Raw genomic sequence first — 16,893 nt, 5'->3', positions numbered from 1 at the left:
AAAATTTGTTATGATTTATTGATAAAGAGTGTATTTAGTTTTAAAGGTCATTCATTTTAAAATTTATGTTGTTTAATCGAAGTTTAATTTTGTCTTGTGTTCTCTTTCCTTTTTTAGGTTTTGGGCAGGAGTCAGCTATTCCAGAACCAATTGTTTGCCATGCTGATAAGCATGACGCTTTCTTTCAGGTTTTGGCAGAAGGCTCAGAAAAAGCAAGAAGAACTGTTACGAGTAACATTGATGTTTCTTACACTGGTTTTCCTGATGTGGCTCAAATTGCATTCGAAAAGGCTGTGAGTATTTGGGAAACTCTTTTAATTTCAAACCAACCCATTAGAATTAATGCTAAATGGGAAAACATAGGTGGTGGTACCACTTTGGCCTATTCTGGGGCCACTAGAATTTACAGAAATATAGATAATGCTCCTTACAGAGACGTATGGTATGTTTGCCCATTGGCAGAAGCCATATCAGGTAAAGATTTAAATGATGGCGACTTCGATATTAACGTGACTTTAAATAGTAATACAAATTGGTCTTACAGCACTGACGGAACTACTTTTTCAGGTAAGTTTGATTTAGTTACAGTTGCACTACATGAAATAGCTCATGGTTTAGGTTTCTCTTCATCTATGAAGCTTATTAATAATGAGTCCGAAGGTCAGTGGGGACAGTCTAGTTTTCCTTATATTTTTGACACGTTCGTTCAAACGGAAGAGGGAGAGTCTTTGGTAGATAAGTCTAATTACCTAAACCCTTCTGAAGATTTGAAAGAAGAAATGGTGAGCAATTCCCTAGTTTTTAATGTCACTAATGATAATTATCGTGGAAGAACTCCAGAGATTTACTCTCCGGAAGAGTATAAGGAAGGGGCAAGTTTATCGCATATTGACTTTAGAGATGCTAATTCAAGTACAGATACGCCAAATGCATACTCCATTATGTCTCCATCTATCCTTGCAGCACTGGCTATTCACAAGCCAAGTGGCGAAGTGCTGACCATTCTTAATGAGATAGGTTGGCCTGTAAATAATCTAGAGAGTTTCGTGATATTAGGAGAAGAACCAAAACCAAAAGTTTTAGTTTTCCCTAATCCAGTTCAGAAAAAGTTAGCCATAGCTGTGCCAATAGCGTTAAGGTCAGAAAATACGGAAGTTGTCTTAACCAATAACAGTGGTAAGGTCTTAATGGAATTGCAAAAAAACACTTTAGTAGAGCCAACTTTCTATATCAGCTTTAATAATTACCCTCCTGGAATCCATTTTCTAACGGTAAATTCCGAAAAGGGCAAATTTACTAAGAAGCTGGTGAAACGTTAGTTTCAGAGTTTTTGAGTGCAAATAAACCCGCAATAGTAAGCATTCCGTTTAAAAGCAAGTTTTCAAAACCAAATCGATATGCTGTTTGGGTCTCTATTATTTGAACCAAAACATAGGTAAGTATGGGGGCTGCAACACAAACGTAAGGTACAAATTTGTCTTTTACGCTTCTCTTTGTATAAATACCATAAGCAAATAAACCCAACAATGGTCCGTAAGTATAACTAGCTATCTGAAAAGTAGCGGAAATAACATCTGTGCTGTTTAAGGCATGAAAAGCCATGATTACTACAAAAAACAGAAGTGAAAAGCCCACGTGGGTAATGTTCTTCAATCGCCTTCTTTCAGGTTCCGGTTTGCCTTCTAAGTTTAAGAAATCAATGCAGAAAGCGGTGGTAAGTGCTGTCAAAGCAGAATCAGAACTGGCGTAAGTAGCGGCCGTAATTCCAATTAAAAACATAACGGCTACTAGCATACCAGTCATGCCAAAATCTAAACTACCAAAATGCTGTAAAGCCATCATAGGGTAGAGGTCGTCAGTTTTTGCTGGAATATCAAGGCCTTGTTTCTGTGCATAGATGTACATTAATGCACCTAAGCCTAAAAACATCAAATTAACAAAAACTAGTACAATGGTAAACCAAAGCATGTTTTTCTTGGCTTCACCAATATTCTTACATACCAGATTTTTCTGCATCAAATCTTGGTCAAGACCAGTCATGACAATGGCAATAAGTGCTCCGGAGAAAAACTGTTTAAAGAAGTTTTGGGGATCTGACCAGCCACCTTCAAAAAAGAAAATATTAGAATATGAACTGGAAGAAACAGTATCAAGCATTCCACTGAAATCTAAGCCCATTTCTGCTGTAATTAAATAAATGGTTAAGGCTACAGCGGATACCAAAAATGTAGTTTGTAGCGTATCAGTTATTACAATGGTTTTAATACCTCCTTTAAAAGTGTAAATCCAAATAAGAGCAATAGTAATTAATACAGAAAGCCAGAAAGGAACACCTAATGGGTCATAAATGACAATTTGAAGCACCTGTGCTGCAATATAAAGTCTTACTGCTGAGCCTAATGTTCTACTCAAAAGGAAAAATGCAGAGCCGGTTTTGTAAGACCAAAATCCAAAACGTTTCTCTAAATAAGTATAAATAGAGATGAGGTTAAGTTTGTAGTAAATGGGCATCAAAACCGTGGCTATAAAAAGATAACCAAGGGTATAGCCCAAAACCATTTGAAAGTAAGAAAAATCTTTAGTACCTACGGCCCCAGGTACGGAGATAAAAGTTACCCCAGAAAGGGAAGTACCTATCATTCCAAAAGCCACCAAATACCAAGGCACCTCCTTGTTAGCATTGAAAAATGAGTTAGTATCAGCACCTTTAGAAGTTCTGATTGAAATGAAAACGAGCACAGCGAAGTACACTAAAAGAATGGTGATGGCTAATCCGGGACTCATAAAGTAAAGCTTGGTTATTCAGAAAGGCTCAAAGATAAGCATAAGAAAATAGCTTTTTTTGATATTTTTGTGTCGCTTTAACACAGTAAGCAAATGAAACCAGAAGAAAGTCCTGAAATAGAAATTGTAACAGCCTTAGACGAGGTAGTAGAAAACGTTAAACTATGGAGTCTTGTGGTTTTTAATGATGACGTCAATACTTTTGACCATGTCATTGATACGCTAGTAGATGTTTGTAAACATGAACCTACTCAAGCTGAACAATGTGCCATGATTATTCATTTAAAAGGTAAGTGTGCTGTAAATTCGGGTGAGTATGATGAACTAGTGAGCCAGCGAAACGAAATTTGCAGGAGAGGTATTTCGGCTGAAGTAATGGTTAAGTAAATGCTAACGTTTCAAAAAGAATAAGTGAATTACCCTTCCAAATTTATTGAAAATGCAATTGATGAGATTTCTAAACTTCCAGGAATAGGGAAGAAGTCTGCATTGCGTTTAGCCCTGCATTTACTGAAAGCTGACGAATCAAAAACAATGGCTCTTTCGCAAGCATTGATTGATTTAAGAACAAAAACTACCTTCTGCCGCCAATGTCATAATATCTCTGATGATGAGTTATGTCAAATTTGTACTTCGATAAACAGAGACGAACAAATAATTTGTGTGGTGCAAGATACTAGAGATGTATTGGCTATAGAAAATACAGCTCAATATCAAGGGCAATATCATGTTTTAGGGGGAATAATTTCTCCCATTGCCGGTATTGGCCCCAATGATTTGAACATTGATACACTTATGAAAAGAATTTCGGAAAGTGGTCAGGTCAAAGAAATCATTTTAGCACTTTCGCCTACAATGGAAGGAGATACCACTGCTTTTTATCTTCAAAAGAAATTAACAGACTTCAATTTGCACATAACCACCATAGCTAGAGGCATTCCCATAGGTGGAGATTTAGAATATGCAGACGAAATAACCTTAGGACGAAGTATAGCTAGCCGTACAAGGTCAGACCTTCAGTAAAATAATTTTTTAGTAAGGCGAAGGAATTACGCCTTTAGTATACCTCAATCAGGATTCTGAACGGTTTTTTTAATAAAAGAGCAATTAAACTCGTATTTTTGAATAACAATTTTCACAAGAATATGTCTCAACAAACACTTTTAGACACTATCCCATCGATTGACTTAGCTGAGTTTACTTCGGGAGATTCTAAGCTAAAAAATAAATTTGTAGGTGAACTAGGTGCGGCCTTTACTAATATTGGTTTTGTGGCACTTAAAAATCATGGCCTTTCTGATGAATTGAGAGAAAAGCTTTATGCGGCTGTGCAGAAGTTTTTTTATCAAGAGGACGCCTTGAAAACAAAATATGAATTTCCAGAGTTAGCGGGTCAAAGAGGCTACATTGGTAAAAATAAAGAAACAGCAAAGGGCTTTAAAAAGCCTGATTTGAAGGAGTTTTATCATGTAGGTCAGCTGAACCCGAGAGAGGGAATGCCGGAAAATGTTTTTCCAGAAGAAATTCCTGAATTTGAAGAATTCACAAAAGAGACTTTCAAAATCTTTGAAAACACGGGACGTACACTATTGAAAGCGATAGCTCTTTATTTAGAGCTGCCAGAAGATTATTTTGAAGCCAAAGTATATCAGGGTGATAGTATTCTTAGGGCTTTGCATTATTTCCCAATTGAAAATCCAGAATTATTAGAAGAAGGGGCTGTGAGAGCTGCGGCTCATGGTGATATAAATTTGATAACGCTTTTAATGGGAGCATCAGCAGATGGTCTTCAGGTATTAAGGGCAGATGGCGAATGGATTTCTGTGACTGCCTTACCAGACCAAATAGTAATAAATGTGGGTGATATGTTAGATAGGCTAACAAACCACAAACTTAAGTCAACTATTCACAGGGTTATAAATCCTCCTGTGGAGAAAATGAAAACATCTAGGTTTTCAATACCGTTTTTTATGCACCCACGTGCCGAAATGGACTTGACTTCGTTAGATTCGTGTATTTCTGAGGCCTCTCCCAAAGTGTATGTTGATATGACTGCAGGAGAGTTTTTAGAAGAAAGATTAAGAGAATTAGGACTCAAAAAATAAATAAAAAGAAAAATGAAAAAAGTACTTTTAGCCATGTTTGTGACATCTGTAATGGTGTCTTGTAATTCTTCAACAAACACTGAAGAAACGGAAGAAACGACAGAGGCCACGGCATATAATTTTAATTTAGCAAAGTCTACATTGACTTGGACGGCTTTTAAAACACCAGATAAAGTGGGTGTACCAGGGAGCTTTGATGAAATTAGCCTTTCAGGAAACGAATTTACTATAAATGCAAAAAGTGTAAATACTAACAATGAACCACGTGATGCTAAATTGGTAGAGTTTTTCTTTAACAACCTTTCTGATTCATTAATTACGGGTTCTTATGGAGTAGCGGAAGATGGGCTTATTCCAGTAACATTGAAAATGAATGGCGTTGAGAAAACATTTGATTTTGCTATTGCAGAAAATGATACAGCTACCATAGTTACAGGAAGCATCGATATACTAACTGACTTTAGTGGAAACGCGGCTTTAGAAGCTATTGGTGAAGCATGTAAAGAACTTCACATGAACAAGACTTGGTCTGACGTAAGTCTTCAGGTAGTGGAGATGAAATAGACAAAAATTTCATATCGAGAAGCTAAAAAAAGAAATCGGTGCATGCATCGATTTCTTTTTTTAGTAGATTGTAGTTCTAAGCCATAAGGAACTCGCAGTGAAAATATGCGTAAAATAAGATATTTTATATTTTTAAGGGATGTGCTTACCATAGCATTGACTGGTTTTGGTGGGCCAAACGTTCACCTAACCTTGTTTATAAAGTATTTTGTTATTCGTCATAAATACCTAACAGAGGCTGAACTTATGGAGCTTCAGGCACTCTGTCAAATACTTCCTGGTCCCACATCTACACAAACTTTAACGGCTATAGGTTTCAAGCTAGGCGGGCCCGTCTTAGCCATTATTACACTTTTGGTTTGGATATTGCCAGCCACCATTATAATGGCGGGTGCGGCACTTGGGGTGTCTTTTATTGATAAAGATTTATTGCTAAAAATGACTCGGTTTATTAAACCGATGGGGATTGCTTTTATCTTTTATGCTGCGTATGTAATTGGCCGAAAGGTAATTCATTCTAAAACTAGTTGGGTTTTGATGGTTTTAGGGGCTGGTATGGCTTTTTTATATCGTTCTCCTTATGTTACACCCGCTCTTATTCTTTTAGGAGGAATAGTGTCTTCTTTTAAATTTGAAGAACAAGAGGTAATGGATAAAAGTCCAATAAAAATAGCGTGGAGAAATTTTGTTTTATGGGCTGTTGTTTTTGGAGCGTCTATCGCCGTAGGTTCAATAACACAGAACCTTCCTGTACGGCTTTTTGAAAACTTTTACAGAAACGGCAGTTTGGCTTTTGGAGGAGGTCATATTATGAAACCGCTACTTTTCAATGAGTTTGTAGAGTTTAAGCATTATTTATCTGCAGATGAATTTCTCTCAGGTATTGCCATAGCAGAGTTGGTTCCTGGGCCTACATTTTCAATAGCTTCTTTTGTTGGTTCCTTGTCAATGAGAGATTGGGGTGTAAGTGGGCAAATTCTAGGGGCTGGAGTAGCAGCTTTGGGTATTTTCCTTCCAGGAATTTTGATGATATTTTTTGTGATTCGATTTTGGACACAATTAAAGCAATATAGAGCTGTAAGAGCTTCTTTAGAAGGTATAAATGCCTCGAGTACAGGTTTGACTATAGCCGCAGGGATTTCTCTTTTTGAAACCATGTCGGGCTCTATGATATCGGTATGGACTATCATAATTACATTCTTGATTTTGATTACAACCAAGATACCTTCTTACGTAATTATTATGGGCGGGCTTTTTCTTGGTTTGATTCTAAACTATTAGTGTTCAGTGTTATTTGACTTTTGTGCAGGCTTTTTTTGGACAAAAGGAACATCAGAAACGTATGTCAAATATGAGAAGAAAAAATTTAAGTTCAGGAACCTCTTGGGAAAAGTCGGTAGGGTATTCGCGTGCCGTAAGAGTGGCTAATACTATTGAAGTAAGTGGAACGGTTTCTATTACCAATAGTGGTGAAATAGTAGGGGCGAATGACCCTTTTTTGCAAACTAGATTCATTTTGATGCGAATTCAAAATGCCATTGAGCAATTGGGTGGAGAATTAAAAGACGTGGTGAGAACCAGAATCTATGTAAAAGATATAGAGCAATGGGACAAAATAGGAAAAGCCCATTCCGAGTTTTTTGGAGAAACACTACCTTGTACTACCATGATAGAAGTGAGTAGAATGATTCAGGAAGCTTATTTAGTAGAAATAGAGGCTACCGCTATCTTAAATCATGATTAATTGATTTTTAACGGCAAAAGCTACTAAACTAGCCGTATTTTTAACACTTAGTTTTTCCATTATTCTGGTTCTGTGCCCTTCAACAGTTCTTGGGCTCAGGCACACTTTGTCGGCTATTTCTGCGGTAGTTTGTCCTTGGCAAATAAGCGTTAAAACTTCTAGTTCTCTTTCAGATAAGTCTTTCTTGTAGTTAAAGAATTTACCAGAACGCGGTAACTTTTTGAGCGTGGCCTTTCTCAGCATTACACGACTAACAAAATCGGTAAAGTAAATTCCCTGCCCATTAACTTTTCTTATGGCTAGTTCTACCTCATCTGGTTCTGTGTCTTTTAATAAATATCCGTTTGCACCTATTTCTAATAAATGAAGAATATACTGGTCTTCATTATGCATAGATAGAATAATTATTTTTGGCTCTTCCTCATCTTGTTTTCTAAGATACTCTGTTACTTGAATGCCATCCATTTCGGGCATTTGTATGTCTAAGAGAATTAAGTCAACTTCCTTCTCCGAAAGTTTTTCTAAAAATTCTTGACCGTTTGAAGCTTCCAGAACCACTTCGAAATCATCAATCTGGGATAGGATTTGAACCATACCATGTCTAAAAAGGAGGTGGTCGTCTACAATAGCCAGTTTAATTTTCTTCTTCATGGTTTATATTTTTTTTGGGTATGGTTATTAAGTATTCTATACCTGAGTTTCTTTTAGTGTCAAAGGTATACTCTCCCTCAATTACAGAAAGTCTAGAAAATACATTTCCTAAGCCTAAACCTTCTTTTTTAGAGTTTAATGCACTTGCAAGATCAAAACCTTTTCCGTTGTCCGTAAACTTTATTTGTAGTTTTTCTGAAATAACTCTTAAGTCAATTTCAATCAAAGAACATTCGGCATGTTTTAGAGAGTTATTAGTTAGCTCTTGTATAATTCGGTAGGTAGCTAATTCTATTTCAGGATGAAGTCTTTTTAAATCGTCTTCATGACTAAAGTCAAACTCAACAGAAGTAGCTTCTTCCATTTTTTGAATAAATTCTTGAATGGCAAGCTCTAGACCAAATTTCTCAAGAGTACGAGGTATAAGGTCACGTGATAAGCTTCTTACCTGTGATAATGCTTCAGTTACAAGCTGTTTAGAATGATTTACTCTTTCCACCACACTGGCATCTACCTGTTTACTTAGCGAGCTAATACTAAGCTTTGTGGCAGATAGTAATCCGCCTATTTCGTCGTGGAGGTCATTGGATATTTTTCTACGTACTACCTCTTGTACGGCAAGTGAGTTGCTGAGCATTTGTTTTTGATGTATTTCTTTTAATTGCGTTAGGGCTCTTTGGTTTCTAATTTGTTTTCTTTGGTAATAAACCACAAAACCAACAACGGAAAACCCCATTAAGAGTAGTATTGAAGTGCCAATAAGAATAGATTGGATGGCGGTTTCCATTAATAAATTTTTGGTTTTAAATTTCGATTATCAAGGAATAGAGCAATAGTAAGACAAAAAACAAAGATGTATTTAAACGAATCTTTCAAATATCTGAAAAGAGAAAAGTAATCGTAAGTGTAAGAAGCATATTCTGAAAAGACGAACATAAAAAGAGTACCTAAACTGCTTATTAATGTTCCTGTAAAGAACCAGAATTTAGGATAGCGTAAAAGATCAACAACCTCTAGTTTTTCTAGCAATTCATAAAAAAACATAAAGGAGAACCCTATGAAAAGCAGTCGGTCGAAAGAGAATATTTTTCCAGAATAATCTATCCAATTAAAATCGTAGAATATAATAATTGCAAATATCATGTATATGATATAGAGGGCTTTTATAGATACTCCATCGAGTATCTTAAAAAACACGAAAAATAGCCAACCGGAAATTAAAATTTCTTGGAAATTGCTCCATCTGTAATTATTAATACTTTGAAGTGCAGTCCACCAAAGTGGAATGTCTGTTACTGCAAGTATTACCGTATAAATCCATATGAGCTTGAACTCTTGGCTAAGTAGCTGCCATCTAATGAGTCCTAGGGCCAAAGGAATTAAAATACAGGCACTTTCAAAAAAGGCCCCTGGGTACTTTGATATAAAACTAAAAAATAAGTCTAACAATGTTGTTAAATTTTATTCGCACACTGTGGGGCAAGTAGGCCCATTACCGCCCTTACTCTCATTGCCACCTCCAAGGCCTCCTCCGTCACCCTCTGTTTCTATAACGTTTCCGTAGGTGTCTAGTGGAGCTAGAATTAAATTCGGAACATTGTTTTCGTTTAAGCCAAATGAAAAACGAATTCCAACAACGGATTTTCTATTTAACATTTCTTGTAAAATGTCAGAGCCATAAAATTGAGAACGTACGGCAGTTTCTGGATCTCCTTGGGTTTGAAGGAATGCTATCTCATTTTCTAAGGCTTCACGATTACTTATATATTCGCCAAAAGTGGGTTTAAATATTGGTTCTTTATTCATATTTATGGTTAGATAACGAAATATAAAATTACTTCTAAATATTCAAACCTGTTTAGTAAGAAAGCGTCTAAAATGATGTTGTTTTTCAATGGGCTCGTACTTAGCTAGTTATTCGGTTGTACGCGTAAATGGTTTTAGCAAGCCTTTTAAGGGTATAAAAAGGAGTTTAACGACCTGTTCTGATAGGTTTGGGTTAAATTGATTAGCAAATTCTTTTTAAATCATTAACTTAGTGTGTTCTTTGATAAATTCTAAAGAGAAACCACTTCATGGAAAAAATCAAATACCTTGTAGAAAGCAGACTTTTTGGAGTTTGTTCTAAGATTGGTCAGAAGATGAATTTCTCGGCCAGCAGTATTAGACTGTATTTCATATACGCATCTTTTTTTACGCTAGGTTCTCCCATTATTATTTACATGGTTTTAGCTTTTTGGATGGAGGTTAGGAAGCATCTTAGAAGGCATGAGAATCCAAGTGTTTGGGAACTTTAGTTTTATTACCTGTCTACTTCGCCCATTACCACATCAATAGAACCTACAATAGCTACTAAGTCGGCTATCATTGTTCCTTTTGATATTTCTGGTAGTATTGATAAGTTATTGAAAGAACAAGCTCTTACTTTGGCTCTTTCTGGAATATCAGATTTTCCATTTGTCTTAAAAAAGAAACCTAATTCTCCTTTTGGGTTTTCAGCTCTGCAGTAAAACTCCATTGCTTTGGGCCTAATTTTCTTAGGAACTAAAGCTTGTGGGTCAAAACTTCTATCTCTTTTATGTTCTTTGGTCAGCTTTTCAAGGCATTGCTCAATTATCTTAACAGACTCTGTGCACTCTTGTACCCTAACATTATTTCTATCCCAGCAGTCGCCTATGGTTCCCATTTCTCCTTTACCCACAGGTATGTCAAAATCAAGTTCAGGGTAAACAGAATAAGCGTCAACTCTTCTTAAATCATATTTCAAACCGCTTCCTCTAAGAACAGGGCCTGAGCAACCGTAATTTACGGCCATTTGAAGGGGTAGTACGCCTACATTTGCTGTTCTGTTAATGAAGATATGGTTTTCAATAATTATTTGGCGTAGCTCAACTAGTTTTGGCTTAAGATAATTCACAAATTCCAAGCACTTTTCTTCAAAGCCAACTGGGAGGTCATAAAACAAACCACCAATCCAGATATAATTATAAAGCATTCTGGCCCCGGATGCCCACTCCAGCATTCTCATAATGGTTTCGCGGTCTCTAAAGAGCCAAAGAAACGGTGTGGCAGCTCCAATATCTAAACCATAGGTACCTATGGCTATAAAATGAGAGGCTAGTCTATTTAACTCAGCTACTAAAACACGAATATATTCTACTCGCTTAGGAATGTCATTTTCTATGCCGAGCATTTTTTCAATACCCATAGCCCATGCATGTTCAGAGTTCATAGCCGCCACATAATCTAACCTATCCACAAAGGGTATAGCCTGATTAAAAGGAACGGATTGAGCATGTTTTTCAAAGCAACGATGTAAATATCCCATATGCGGAACCACATCTTTGATTATTTCACCATCTGTAACTACCTCTAGTCTTAAAACCCCATGGGTAGAAGGATGCTGTGGACCAATATTAATGAGCATCTCCTCCGTTTTTAAACTAGAGGCGTCATATTTTACTGGCTCTGAGAGCGTCAGATTTTCGGGTTTGTATTTGTATTGAATGCTTGACATTTCTTATCGGTAAAGTTAATAGAGAAATGTTCAAGTTTTTATTTTTTTCTAATTAATGGTATTTGCCTTTCTTTAATATCGAGGAAGACTCACTTAATTTGAAATTATTAAGGATTTTATGGGAGTAATTTGGCTTCCTTTTAGTTCAGCAAAGTTTATGGAAATAGTCTTTCTGAAATCTTGTTAATTTACAGCGGTATTGATTTAAAATATAGACAATGATGAAAAGTCACAGTTGGTATAATGGGCAAATAATGCCTTCGGAAGATATAACGATTAGCCCAAACGACTTAGGTCTGCTGAGAGGTTATGGACTCTTTGACTATTTCAGGACTTATAACGGAAAGCCTTTCCAGTGGGATTGGTATTGGCAAAGGTTTAAGGGATCGGCAGATTTGTTGAATATTCCTTTTAACATGAAACAAGAGGAGGTTTCTGAAATCTTGACAGAACTTTATAAGCTTTCAAAAGAAGAGGAAGTAGCTTTTCGATTTTTGCTAACTGGTGGAGATGCTCCTGACAGCTCTACAATGACAAGACCGAATTTTCTTATTCGTTCAGAAGAGCTGTCAGAAATGCCAGTAGAGGCTTTTAGTAAGGGAATTTCAATAATTACACATGAGTATTCGCGTGATATGCCTACACTTAAGTCTACAGATTATAAAAGAGTGATGTCGCTTCAGCCCGCTATAAAGGCTGCGGGGGCTATTGATGTTTTGTATCATACAGGAGGACTACTTTCTGAAATGAGTAGAAGCAATATCTTTTTGGTTAAAGACAATCAAATTAAAACACCTGCAACTGGAGTTTTGAGAGGTATTACTAGAAGAACAGTCATGGATTTAGCAAAGCCAGACTTTGAAGTGAGCGAAACAGATTTATTTTTGAAAGACATTTTTGAGGCAGACGAGGTGTTTACTACTTCTACCAATAAAAAGGTTTTACCCGTGACAAAGATTGATGGCGTGACTATCGGAAACGGTTTGGCTGGCAAAGTAAGTAAAGAAATGTTGGTACGTTTTGAGAATTTGATCGTTAGTTGGTAAAGTCTACATATAGATAATTAGGTTAAGCAAATTCTCTTTAAAAAGTGACTTCCGATTTGCCAAAATCCTGTTTGAAGCACGGTTAAAATTCATTCTTCATAATATTCTTACAGTTAATTGTTTAATGAATTTTTACTGTGCAAGTTTATTTTGGTAATGGTTTTTGCCTAAACAATAATGAAGGGCAGTCTGTCAAGACAAGAAGAAACCATTTGAAGTAACGTACGTTATATTCAAGTATTCCATCTTAAACCCTGTATTTGAGATTAAATAATAATACGTATCTAATTTATTTTAAAATACTCAATAGATTTTTAAGTAAGTCTTTATTAATGCACGACATAGAACCGTATCATAATTGGCAAAAGTATTATCAAGCAGATAAAGACATGCGTTCTCCGTTTTTTGGGAGGGAGTATAGCATTTATTATGAAAACGATGTGTATGGCTACTATATAGACCCTCGCTGGGATGATATAGGTTCTGAAACGCTTTATTTAAAAATTCTTTATACCGACTACACCAATAATGTGGCGGTAATAGAGCTTTTTGGAGAGTGGAATGACACCCTGCATAATGACATCATGCATTTGAAAAGAAATGTGATAGATAGGCTGCTGAAAAATGGTATTGACAAGTTTATCTTGATTGCAGAAAACCTTTTTCAGTTTCATGGCGGAGACCAAGACTATTACGAAGAGTGGTTTGAAGATGTGGAAGATGGCTGGGTAAGCATTATTAATGCACCTGAGTTTATCCTTTCTGAAATGCAGAAATATCGCCTCGATTATTATTTGAACTTTGGCGGGACGCTGCAATTTGACAATTGGCGGACACTTAAACCCAAGAGGTTGTTTGAACTAGTAAATGCTTTAATGCAGAGGAGGTTGGGTTAAAAAATGCACTCTTCTTCAGCAAAACCTATCGGTACTTCTTCACAAGTTTCGTAGGTAACATCCACATCTAAAATTAGGTCTATTGTACCCACCAGCCTTTTACCATTTGGTACTATACCTTCCAAATCCATTCTATAACTTTTGCCATTGTTTACGCCGTATACTTCCGAATTGCCGACTAATACTTCGCTTAAAACTCTTTTGACTGTTCCCGCCCCTTTATTGTTTAAAAATTGGGTTACAGCAAATTCAACTCCAATTTGTCCAAAAAAATCGGTAGGAATGTGACTTTGACTTCCGTCAGCACTTAAAAAAGGGTCTCGTCCACTTGCGTTACCCACAAATACACGATACTGAATAGCATCTGCAGTACTTCCAGAGCCAAAATTAAATTTCATCCCAACCTTTTTGATATTTACTTCTTTTATTATAAAGTCATCGGCTAAGTCTAAGTCTAAAACTTTTCGAGCAATTTCATTACTAGTGAGGGTACTACTTTCACTGAATTCTCCACTTTTATCAAGCGTGTATTTGAAGGTTTGATCAATAGTGGTGACATATTCAAACTTACCTCGTTCAAAACAACCAGATATAAAGGTGGAGGAGACCAAAAGGATTGCTATTAATTTAATTTTCATGATTCTACGTTTTAAAATGATAGACCAACATTTGCTGAGACTACGGTTGGTTGCAAGAGAGAGACTTCAGCATTAATTATTAAAACAGATAACTTAAGACCAGCCCCAACGCCTCCAACGAGTTTATTTTTGTTTTTTAAGCTAATGTTAAATTGGGATGTCAAATCCTGACTATCTTCATATTCAAAATCTGCATCAAGTTTTCCAGTTTGAAAACCTAGGAAACCATAAAAATGATAAAGTTTGGCCTGTTTTCCAGCATGTATACTTGCTCTTTGAGTAGTAAAATCAAAGTAATTATTCATGCCGAGTTTTTGAAAGGCATAGTTGAAAACTAGAAAGTCGTTTGTGTTTTTTAGAAAGTACCTTCCTAAGTTATGCTGTACGCCAGCTCCTATCCACCTGAAAGTATCGTCACTTTCTTTGCCTTTATATTGAGCAAATCGTAAACTCAGACTGGTTCCTGCAAAATTCCCGATAGTGATTTGGGGAGCCACTAAAGGTATAAATCTACTTCCAGAGCCCGGTACATAAGTATCTGCAGAACCGTTTTGGTTTTCTATTACCACCGTTTCAGATGGGCCTACAATAGTGGGTACTTGAAAGCCGAGAGCTTGCCCTTCTGCATCTAATGGCTCGAATGTTCTCAGTTTGTCAGTGATGAAATATGACCTATTGCCAATAAGTTTAATAGTGAAATGGAAACTGCTGTCTAAAGGCATTCTATCTACATGGCCCGAGTTTAATCCAGCAGTCAGAACATCAGAAAGTGGCTGAAAATATGAAATCTGATTTTGACCTTCATAGGCTTTTAGGAAGTCGTCAAAGTTCTGAGCTTTAACCCTAAACGAAAGGCAAAGTAGAAACAAAAGGGGTAATGTTTTTTTCATCTTAGTTTCATGGTTAGCTTATTGTTACCTTTTTGGTTAATAAGGTAAGCTTAAGTTTAAATTACCACTAAGTTAATAAAAAAAAGAATATAATGGTCTGATGCGTAATGGTTTATGGTGTGGGGTTGCATTCTAGTACAAAAAAAGAAGAGCTTTGCCCTTCTTTTTTTATACTATAAAGTGTTTTTAAAATTTTATTCAGGTACCGAATCATATACCTTAACCGTGCTCCATAGGTGACTATAATCTTCTACAAACTTTAAGTGAATAGGGTCTACTTGGTACATTTCTTCCTCTTCCAAGTTTTTGAAAAAGCACATCCAGCTTACAGCATAATCTTTCACAATAACATCTCTATCGGTAGAGGCAGGAAAACCAATAAAGTGCTTTTGAATAGTTTCTACTTGTGCAAGCTTATTTAAACCTTCCACTAGTTTGGCCTTATCTTCGGCACTGTCAGGATTGTTTAAATAGAAATAAACATGATGAATAAATGGATTCTCTAATTCAGTGACCTCAGCAGTAATTGTTTCAGTTACTTCCGTTGCTTTTTCTTCTGCTGGTGTACAAGAGAAGGCTATTGATAGAATTAAAAGAGATAAGATTGATTTCATTTTTTTTGATATAGTATAAAGTGATGCTCTGCATTATAAATGCAGAGCTGATAAATTATTTGAGAATAGTTTCTATTTGAGCTAATTCGTCAGAAGAGAAGGTCTTCTTGTCTAGTGCTCCTAAAGAGTTTTCTAACTGAGATACACGGCTAGCACCTATCAATACCGTAGTTACGCGTTCGTCTTTTAATAACCAGGCTATCGCCATTTGTGCCAAAGACTGACCGCGGCCTTCTGCCATATCATTCAATTTTTGAATCTTGGCAATCACCTCATCATTGATTTCACCTTTTTGAAGGAAACCATGGTCTAGTGCTGCACGCGAACCTTCAGGAATTCCTTTTAGGTACTTATTGGTTAAGAGTCCTTGAGCCAAAGGCGAAAACGGAATACAGCCTACGCCATTATCTCCTAAAACGTCCATCAAACCTTGCTCCGCATCACGTACAAACATGCTGTACTTTGGCTGATGAATTAAACAAGGCGTGCCTAAATCTTTCAATATCGCTAAAGCTTCTTTGGTTTGCTCAGGGTTATAATTACTTAAACCAGCATATAAAGCTTTTCCAGAACGAACAATGCTGTCCAAAGCACCCATGGTTTCTTCCATTGGCGTGTCTGGGTCTGGGCGGTGCGAGTAAAAAATATCTACATATTCTAAGCCCATTCTCTTCAAACTCTGGTCGCAGCTAGAAATAAGGTATTTTCTAGAACCCCACTCTCCGTATGGGCCAGGCCACATGTGGAAACCCGCTTTAGAAGAAATGATAAGTTCATCTCTATAGGGTAAAAAGTCTTTTTTAAGAATAGAGCCAAAATTCTCTTCGGCAGAGCCGGGAGGTGGGCCATAATTATTAGCAAGGTCAAAATGTGTAATGCCTGCGTCAAAGGCTGTATGTAAAATGGCTCTGTAAGTTTCGTAAGTATCTACACCACCGAAATTATGCCATAAGCCTAGCGATATTTCTGGTAACCTAATGCCGCTTTTGCCACATCTACGGTATTCCATCTTGTCATATCTGGCTGAATTTGCTACGTATGTCATTTAGGGTTTTGATTAATTTGATTGAAAAACTATGCTAAGGTAAGAAGCTCTGTTGAAGTCTTCTTTGTTTTGGGAGTCAAATAATGTTTTGAATCGCTTATTTAACGATAATTGAATTCCTTGTAGAATCAATTATATTTATAGTCTAGTGTTTAATGATTTCTGTTGTTCGAGAAAAAGAATAAACAGAATGAATTCCTTATATCGCCCTGTACTGTCTGAACACGGTCGAAACCCTTAAAGTAGAAGTGTTAGTCCACAACTTTTTTATATTAAGGGTTTTGAATGGGTGAGTTTACAGGGTGCTGTTTTTTTTTGTTCATATTTTTTCGAAAAAAAATGAACTCCCCGCTGGAAAGCGAGCCGAGTAAAAGGGGGTGGGGTAAGGATTTTAAGAAA

At 36.5% G+C, this 16,893-nt stretch carries 20 protein-coding genes; 10 read left to right on the top strand and 10 right to left on the bottom strand.

What is annotated here, in order from left to right:
• Nucleotides 1-89 precede the first annotated feature (89 nt).
• Nucleotides 90-1,319, top strand: a complete 1,230-nt coding sequence (locus AADJ06_RS17060; RefSeq protein ID WP_341227695.1) for a T9SS type A sorting domain-containing protein — start codon at nucleotides 90-92, stop codon at nucleotides 1,317-1,319.
• Here the strand turns inward: AADJ06_RS17060 and AADJ06_RS17055 are convergent.
• Nucleotides 1,297-2,784, bottom strand: a complete 1,488-nt coding sequence (locus AADJ06_RS17055) for a sodium:solute symporter (protein WP_341227694.1) — start codon at nucleotides 2,782-2,784, stop codon at nucleotides 1,297-1,299. The genes AADJ06_RS17060 and AADJ06_RS17055 overlap by 23 nt on opposite strands.
• Before the next feature lie 93 nt (nucleotides 2,785-2,877).
• On the opposite strand from AADJ06_RS17055, the gene AADJ06_RS17050 reads away from it, so the two are divergent.
• From AADJ06_RS17050 to AADJ06_RS17025, 6 genes are all read left to right on the top strand, one after another.
• The gene (locus tag AADJ06_RS17050; protein ID WP_341227693.1) at nucleotides 2,878-3,171 is read left to right on the top strand and encodes an ATP-dependent Clp protease adaptor ClpS; all 294 of its coding nucleotides are present in this window, start codon (nucleotides 2,878-2,880) and stop codon (nucleotides 3,169-3,171) included.
• A 24-nt stretch (nucleotides 3,172-3,195) separates the two neighbouring features.
• Nucleotides 3,196-3,807: a recombination mediator RecR gene (gene recR / locus AADJ06_RS17045; RefSeq protein ID WP_341227692.1), complete on the top strand. Its 612-nt coding sequence runs from the start codon at nucleotides 3,196-3,198 to the stop codon at nucleotides 3,805-3,807.
• 122 nt (nucleotides 3,808-3,929) lie between these two features.
• Nucleotides 3,930-4,889, top strand: a complete 960-nt coding sequence (locus AADJ06_RS17040) for a 2-oxoglutarate and iron-dependent oxygenase domain-containing protein (RefSeq protein ID WP_341227691.1) — start codon at nucleotides 3,930-3,932, stop codon at nucleotides 4,887-4,889.
• 12 nt (nucleotides 4,890-4,901) lie between these two features.
• Nucleotides 4,902-5,453: a YceI family protein gene (locus AADJ06_RS17035; protein WP_341227690.1), complete on the top strand. Its 552-nt coding sequence runs from the start codon at nucleotides 4,902-4,904 to the stop codon at nucleotides 5,451-5,453.
• 105 nt (nucleotides 5,454-5,558) lie between these two features.
• Nucleotides 5,559-6,734, top strand: a complete 1,176-nt coding sequence (gene chrA, locus AADJ06_RS17030; RefSeq protein ID WP_341227689.1) for a chromate efflux transporter — start codon at nucleotides 5,559-5,561, stop codon at nucleotides 6,732-6,734.
• Nucleotides 6,735-6,804: 70 nt separating this feature from the next.
• Nucleotides 6,805-7,197 carry a RidA family protein gene (locus tag AADJ06_RS17025; RefSeq protein WP_341227688.1) on the top strand — a complete coding sequence of 131 codons (393 nt, stop codon included), beginning with the start codon at nucleotides 6,805-6,807 and terminating at the stop codon, nucleotides 7,195-7,197.
• On the opposite strand, the gene AADJ06_RS17020 is transcribed toward AADJ06_RS17025, so the two are convergent.
• From AADJ06_RS17020 to AADJ06_RS17005, 4 genes are read right to left on the bottom strand one after another with little or no spacing between them, the layout of a single operon-like run.
• A complete protein-coding gene (locus AADJ06_RS17020) occupies nucleotides 7,183-7,848 on the bottom strand; it encodes a response regulator transcription factor (protein WP_341227687.1) in 666 nt (221 codons plus the stop codon). The two genes, AADJ06_RS17025 and AADJ06_RS17020, sit on opposite strands and share 15 nt — an antisense overlap.
• Entirely contained in the window at nucleotides 7,832-8,635 is an 804-nt protein-coding gene (locus AADJ06_RS17015; protein ID WP_341227686.1) for a histidine kinase, read from the bottom strand. The genes AADJ06_RS17020 and AADJ06_RS17015 overlap by 17 nt, the downstream gene beginning before the upstream one ends.
• A complete protein-coding gene (locus AADJ06_RS17010) occupies nucleotides 8,635-9,297 on the bottom strand; it encodes a hypothetical protein (RefSeq protein ID WP_341227685.1) in 663 nt (220 codons plus the stop codon). Before AADJ06_RS17010 ends, AADJ06_RS17015 begins: the two co-directional genes overlap by 1 nt.
• Nucleotides 9,298-9,309: 12 nt before the next feature.
• Nucleotides 9,310-9,654, bottom strand: a complete 345-nt coding sequence (locus tag AADJ06_RS17005; RefSeq protein ID WP_341227684.1) for a hypothetical protein — start codon at nucleotides 9,652-9,654, stop codon at nucleotides 9,310-9,312.
• A gap of 269 nt (nucleotides 9,655-9,923) precedes the next feature.
• Here AADJ06_RS17005 and AADJ06_RS17000 point away from each other — a divergent pair, with 269 nt between their 5' ends.
• Nucleotides 9,924-10,145, top strand: a complete 222-nt coding sequence (locus tag AADJ06_RS17000; RefSeq protein WP_341227683.1) for a PspC domain-containing protein — start codon at nucleotides 9,924-9,926, stop codon at nucleotides 10,143-10,145.
• A gap of 5 nt (nucleotides 10,146-10,150) precedes the next feature.
• Here the strand turns inward: AADJ06_RS17000 and AADJ06_RS16995 are convergent, their stop codons facing one another.
• Nucleotides 10,151-11,365 (bottom strand): NADH-quinone oxidoreductase subunit D, encoded by a 1,215-nt coding sequence (locus AADJ06_RS16995; RefSeq protein ID WP_341227682.1) that lies wholly within the window; start codon nucleotides 11,363-11,365, stop codon nucleotides 10,151-10,153.
• A gap of 218 nt (nucleotides 11,366-11,583) precedes the next feature.
• Here AADJ06_RS16995 and AADJ06_RS16990 point away from each other — a divergent pair, with 218 nt between their 5' ends.
• Both AADJ06_RS16990 and AADJ06_RS16985 read left to right on the top strand, forming a co-directional pair.
• Nucleotides 11,584-12,411: an aminotransferase class IV gene (locus AADJ06_RS16990; protein ID WP_341227681.1), complete on the top strand. Its 828-nt coding sequence runs from the start codon at nucleotides 11,584-11,586 to the stop codon at nucleotides 12,409-12,411.
• 332 nt (nucleotides 12,412-12,743) lie between these two features.
• Nucleotides 12,744-13,307 (top strand): hypothetical protein, encoded by a 564-nt coding sequence (locus AADJ06_RS16985; RefSeq protein ID WP_341227680.1) that lies wholly within the window; start codon nucleotides 12,744-12,746, stop codon nucleotides 13,305-13,307.
• Here AADJ06_RS16985 and AADJ06_RS16980 read toward each other — a convergent pair.
• The 4 genes from AADJ06_RS16980 to mgrA all read right to left on the bottom strand — a co-directional run bounded on the left by AADJ06_RS16980 (nucleotide 13,304) and on the right by mgrA (nucleotide 16,494).
• Nucleotides 13,304-13,945, bottom strand: a complete 642-nt coding sequence (locus AADJ06_RS16980) for a hypothetical protein (protein WP_341227679.1) — start codon at nucleotides 13,943-13,945, stop codon at nucleotides 13,304-13,306. The two genes, AADJ06_RS16985 and AADJ06_RS16980, sit on opposite strands and share 4 nt — an antisense overlap.
• 11 nt (nucleotides 13,946-13,956) lie before the next feature.
• Nucleotides 13,957-14,835 carry a DUF6588 family protein gene (locus AADJ06_RS16975; protein ID WP_341227678.1) on the bottom strand — a complete coding sequence of 293 codons (879 nt, stop codon included), beginning with the start codon at nucleotides 14,833-14,835 and terminating at the stop codon, nucleotides 13,957-13,959.
• Nucleotides 14,836-15,029: 194 nt separating this feature from the next.
• Entirely contained in the window at nucleotides 15,030-15,449 is a 420-nt protein-coding gene (locus AADJ06_RS16970) for a Dabb family protein (protein ID WP_341227677.1), read from the bottom strand.
• 55 nt (nucleotides 15,450-15,504) lie between these two features.
• Nucleotides 15,505-16,494, bottom strand: coding sequence for an L-glyceraldehyde 3-phosphate reductase (gene mgrA, locus AADJ06_RS16965; RefSeq protein ID WP_341227676.1), 990 nt, complete (start codon nucleotides 16,492-16,494; stop codon nucleotides 15,505-15,507).
• Between the last annotated feature and the right edge of the window lie 399 nt (nucleotides 16,495-16,893).

The organism is uncultured Arcticibacterium sp. (assembly GCF_964021845.1).
In the GTDB taxonomy this organism is placed as follows: domain Bacteria; phylum Bacteroidota; class Bacteroidia; order Cytophagales; family Spirosomataceae; genus Arcticibacterium.
This window is presented reverse-complemented; position numbering and strand designations above follow the sequence as displayed.

Excerpts from the sequence above, each read along its gene's own strand:
- AADJ06_RS17055 (WP_341227694.1), bottom strand. The coding sequence starts at position 2,784 with ATGAGTCCCGGATTAGCCATCACCATTCTTTTAGTGTACTTCGCTGTG.
- AADJ06_RS17050 (WP_341227693.1), top strand. The coding sequence starts at position 2,878 with ATGAAACCAGAAGAAAGTCCTGAAATAGAAATTGTAACAGCCTTAGAC.
- AADJ06_RS17040 (WP_341227691.1), top strand. The coding sequence starts at position 3,930 with ATGTCTCAACAAACACTTTTAGACACTATCCCATCGATTGACTTAGCT.
- AADJ06_RS17035 (WP_341227690.1), top strand. The coding sequence starts at position 4,902 with ATGAAAAAAGTACTTTTAGCCATGTTTGTGACATCTGTAATGGTGTCT.
- chrA (WP_341227689.1), top strand. The coding sequence starts at position 5,559 with ATGCGTAAAATAAGATATTTTATATTTTTAAGGGATGTGCTTACCATA.
- AADJ06_RS17025 (WP_341227688.1), top strand. The coding sequence starts at position 6,805 with ATGAGAAGAAAAAATTTAAGTTCAGGAACCTCTTGGGAAAAGTCGGTA.
- AADJ06_RS17020 (WP_341227687.1), bottom strand. The coding sequence starts at position 7,848 with ATGAAGAAGAAAATTAAACTGGCTATTGTAGACGACCACCTCCTTTTT.
- AADJ06_RS17015 (WP_341227686.1), bottom strand. The coding sequence starts at position 8,635 with ATGGAAACCGCCATCCAATCTATTCTTATTGGCACTTCAATACTACTC.
- AADJ06_RS17005 (WP_341227684.1), bottom strand. The coding sequence starts at position 9,654 with ATGAATAAAGAACCAATATTTAAACCCACTTTTGGCGAATATATAAGT.
- AADJ06_RS17000 (WP_341227683.1), top strand. The coding sequence starts at position 9,924 with ATGGAAAAAATCAAATACCTTGTAGAAAGCAGACTTTTTGGAGTTTGT.
- AADJ06_RS16995 (WP_341227682.1), bottom strand. The coding sequence starts at position 11,365 with ATGTCAAGCATTCAATACAAATACAAACCCGAAAATCTGACGCTCTCA.
- AADJ06_RS16990 (WP_341227681.1), top strand. The coding sequence starts at position 11,584 with ATGATGAAAAGTCACAGTTGGTATAATGGGCAAATAATGCCTTCGGAA.
- AADJ06_RS16985 (WP_341227680.1), top strand. The coding sequence starts at position 12,744 with ATGCACGACATAGAACCGTATCATAATTGGCAAAAGTATTATCAAGCA.
- AADJ06_RS16980 (WP_341227679.1), bottom strand. The coding sequence starts at position 13,945 with ATGAAAATTAAATTAATAGCAATCCTTTTGGTCTCCTCCACCTTTATA.
- AADJ06_RS16975 (WP_341227678.1), bottom strand. The coding sequence starts at position 14,835 with ATGAAAAAAACATTACCCCTTTTGTTTCTACTTTGCCTTTCGTTTAGG.
- AADJ06_RS16970 (WP_341227677.1), bottom strand. The coding sequence starts at position 15,449 with ATGAAATCAATCTTATCTCTTTTAATTCTATCAATAGCCTTCTCTTGT.
- mgrA (WP_341227676.1), bottom strand. The coding sequence starts at position 16,494 with ATGACATACGTAGCAAATTCAGCCAGATATGACAAGATGGAATACCGT.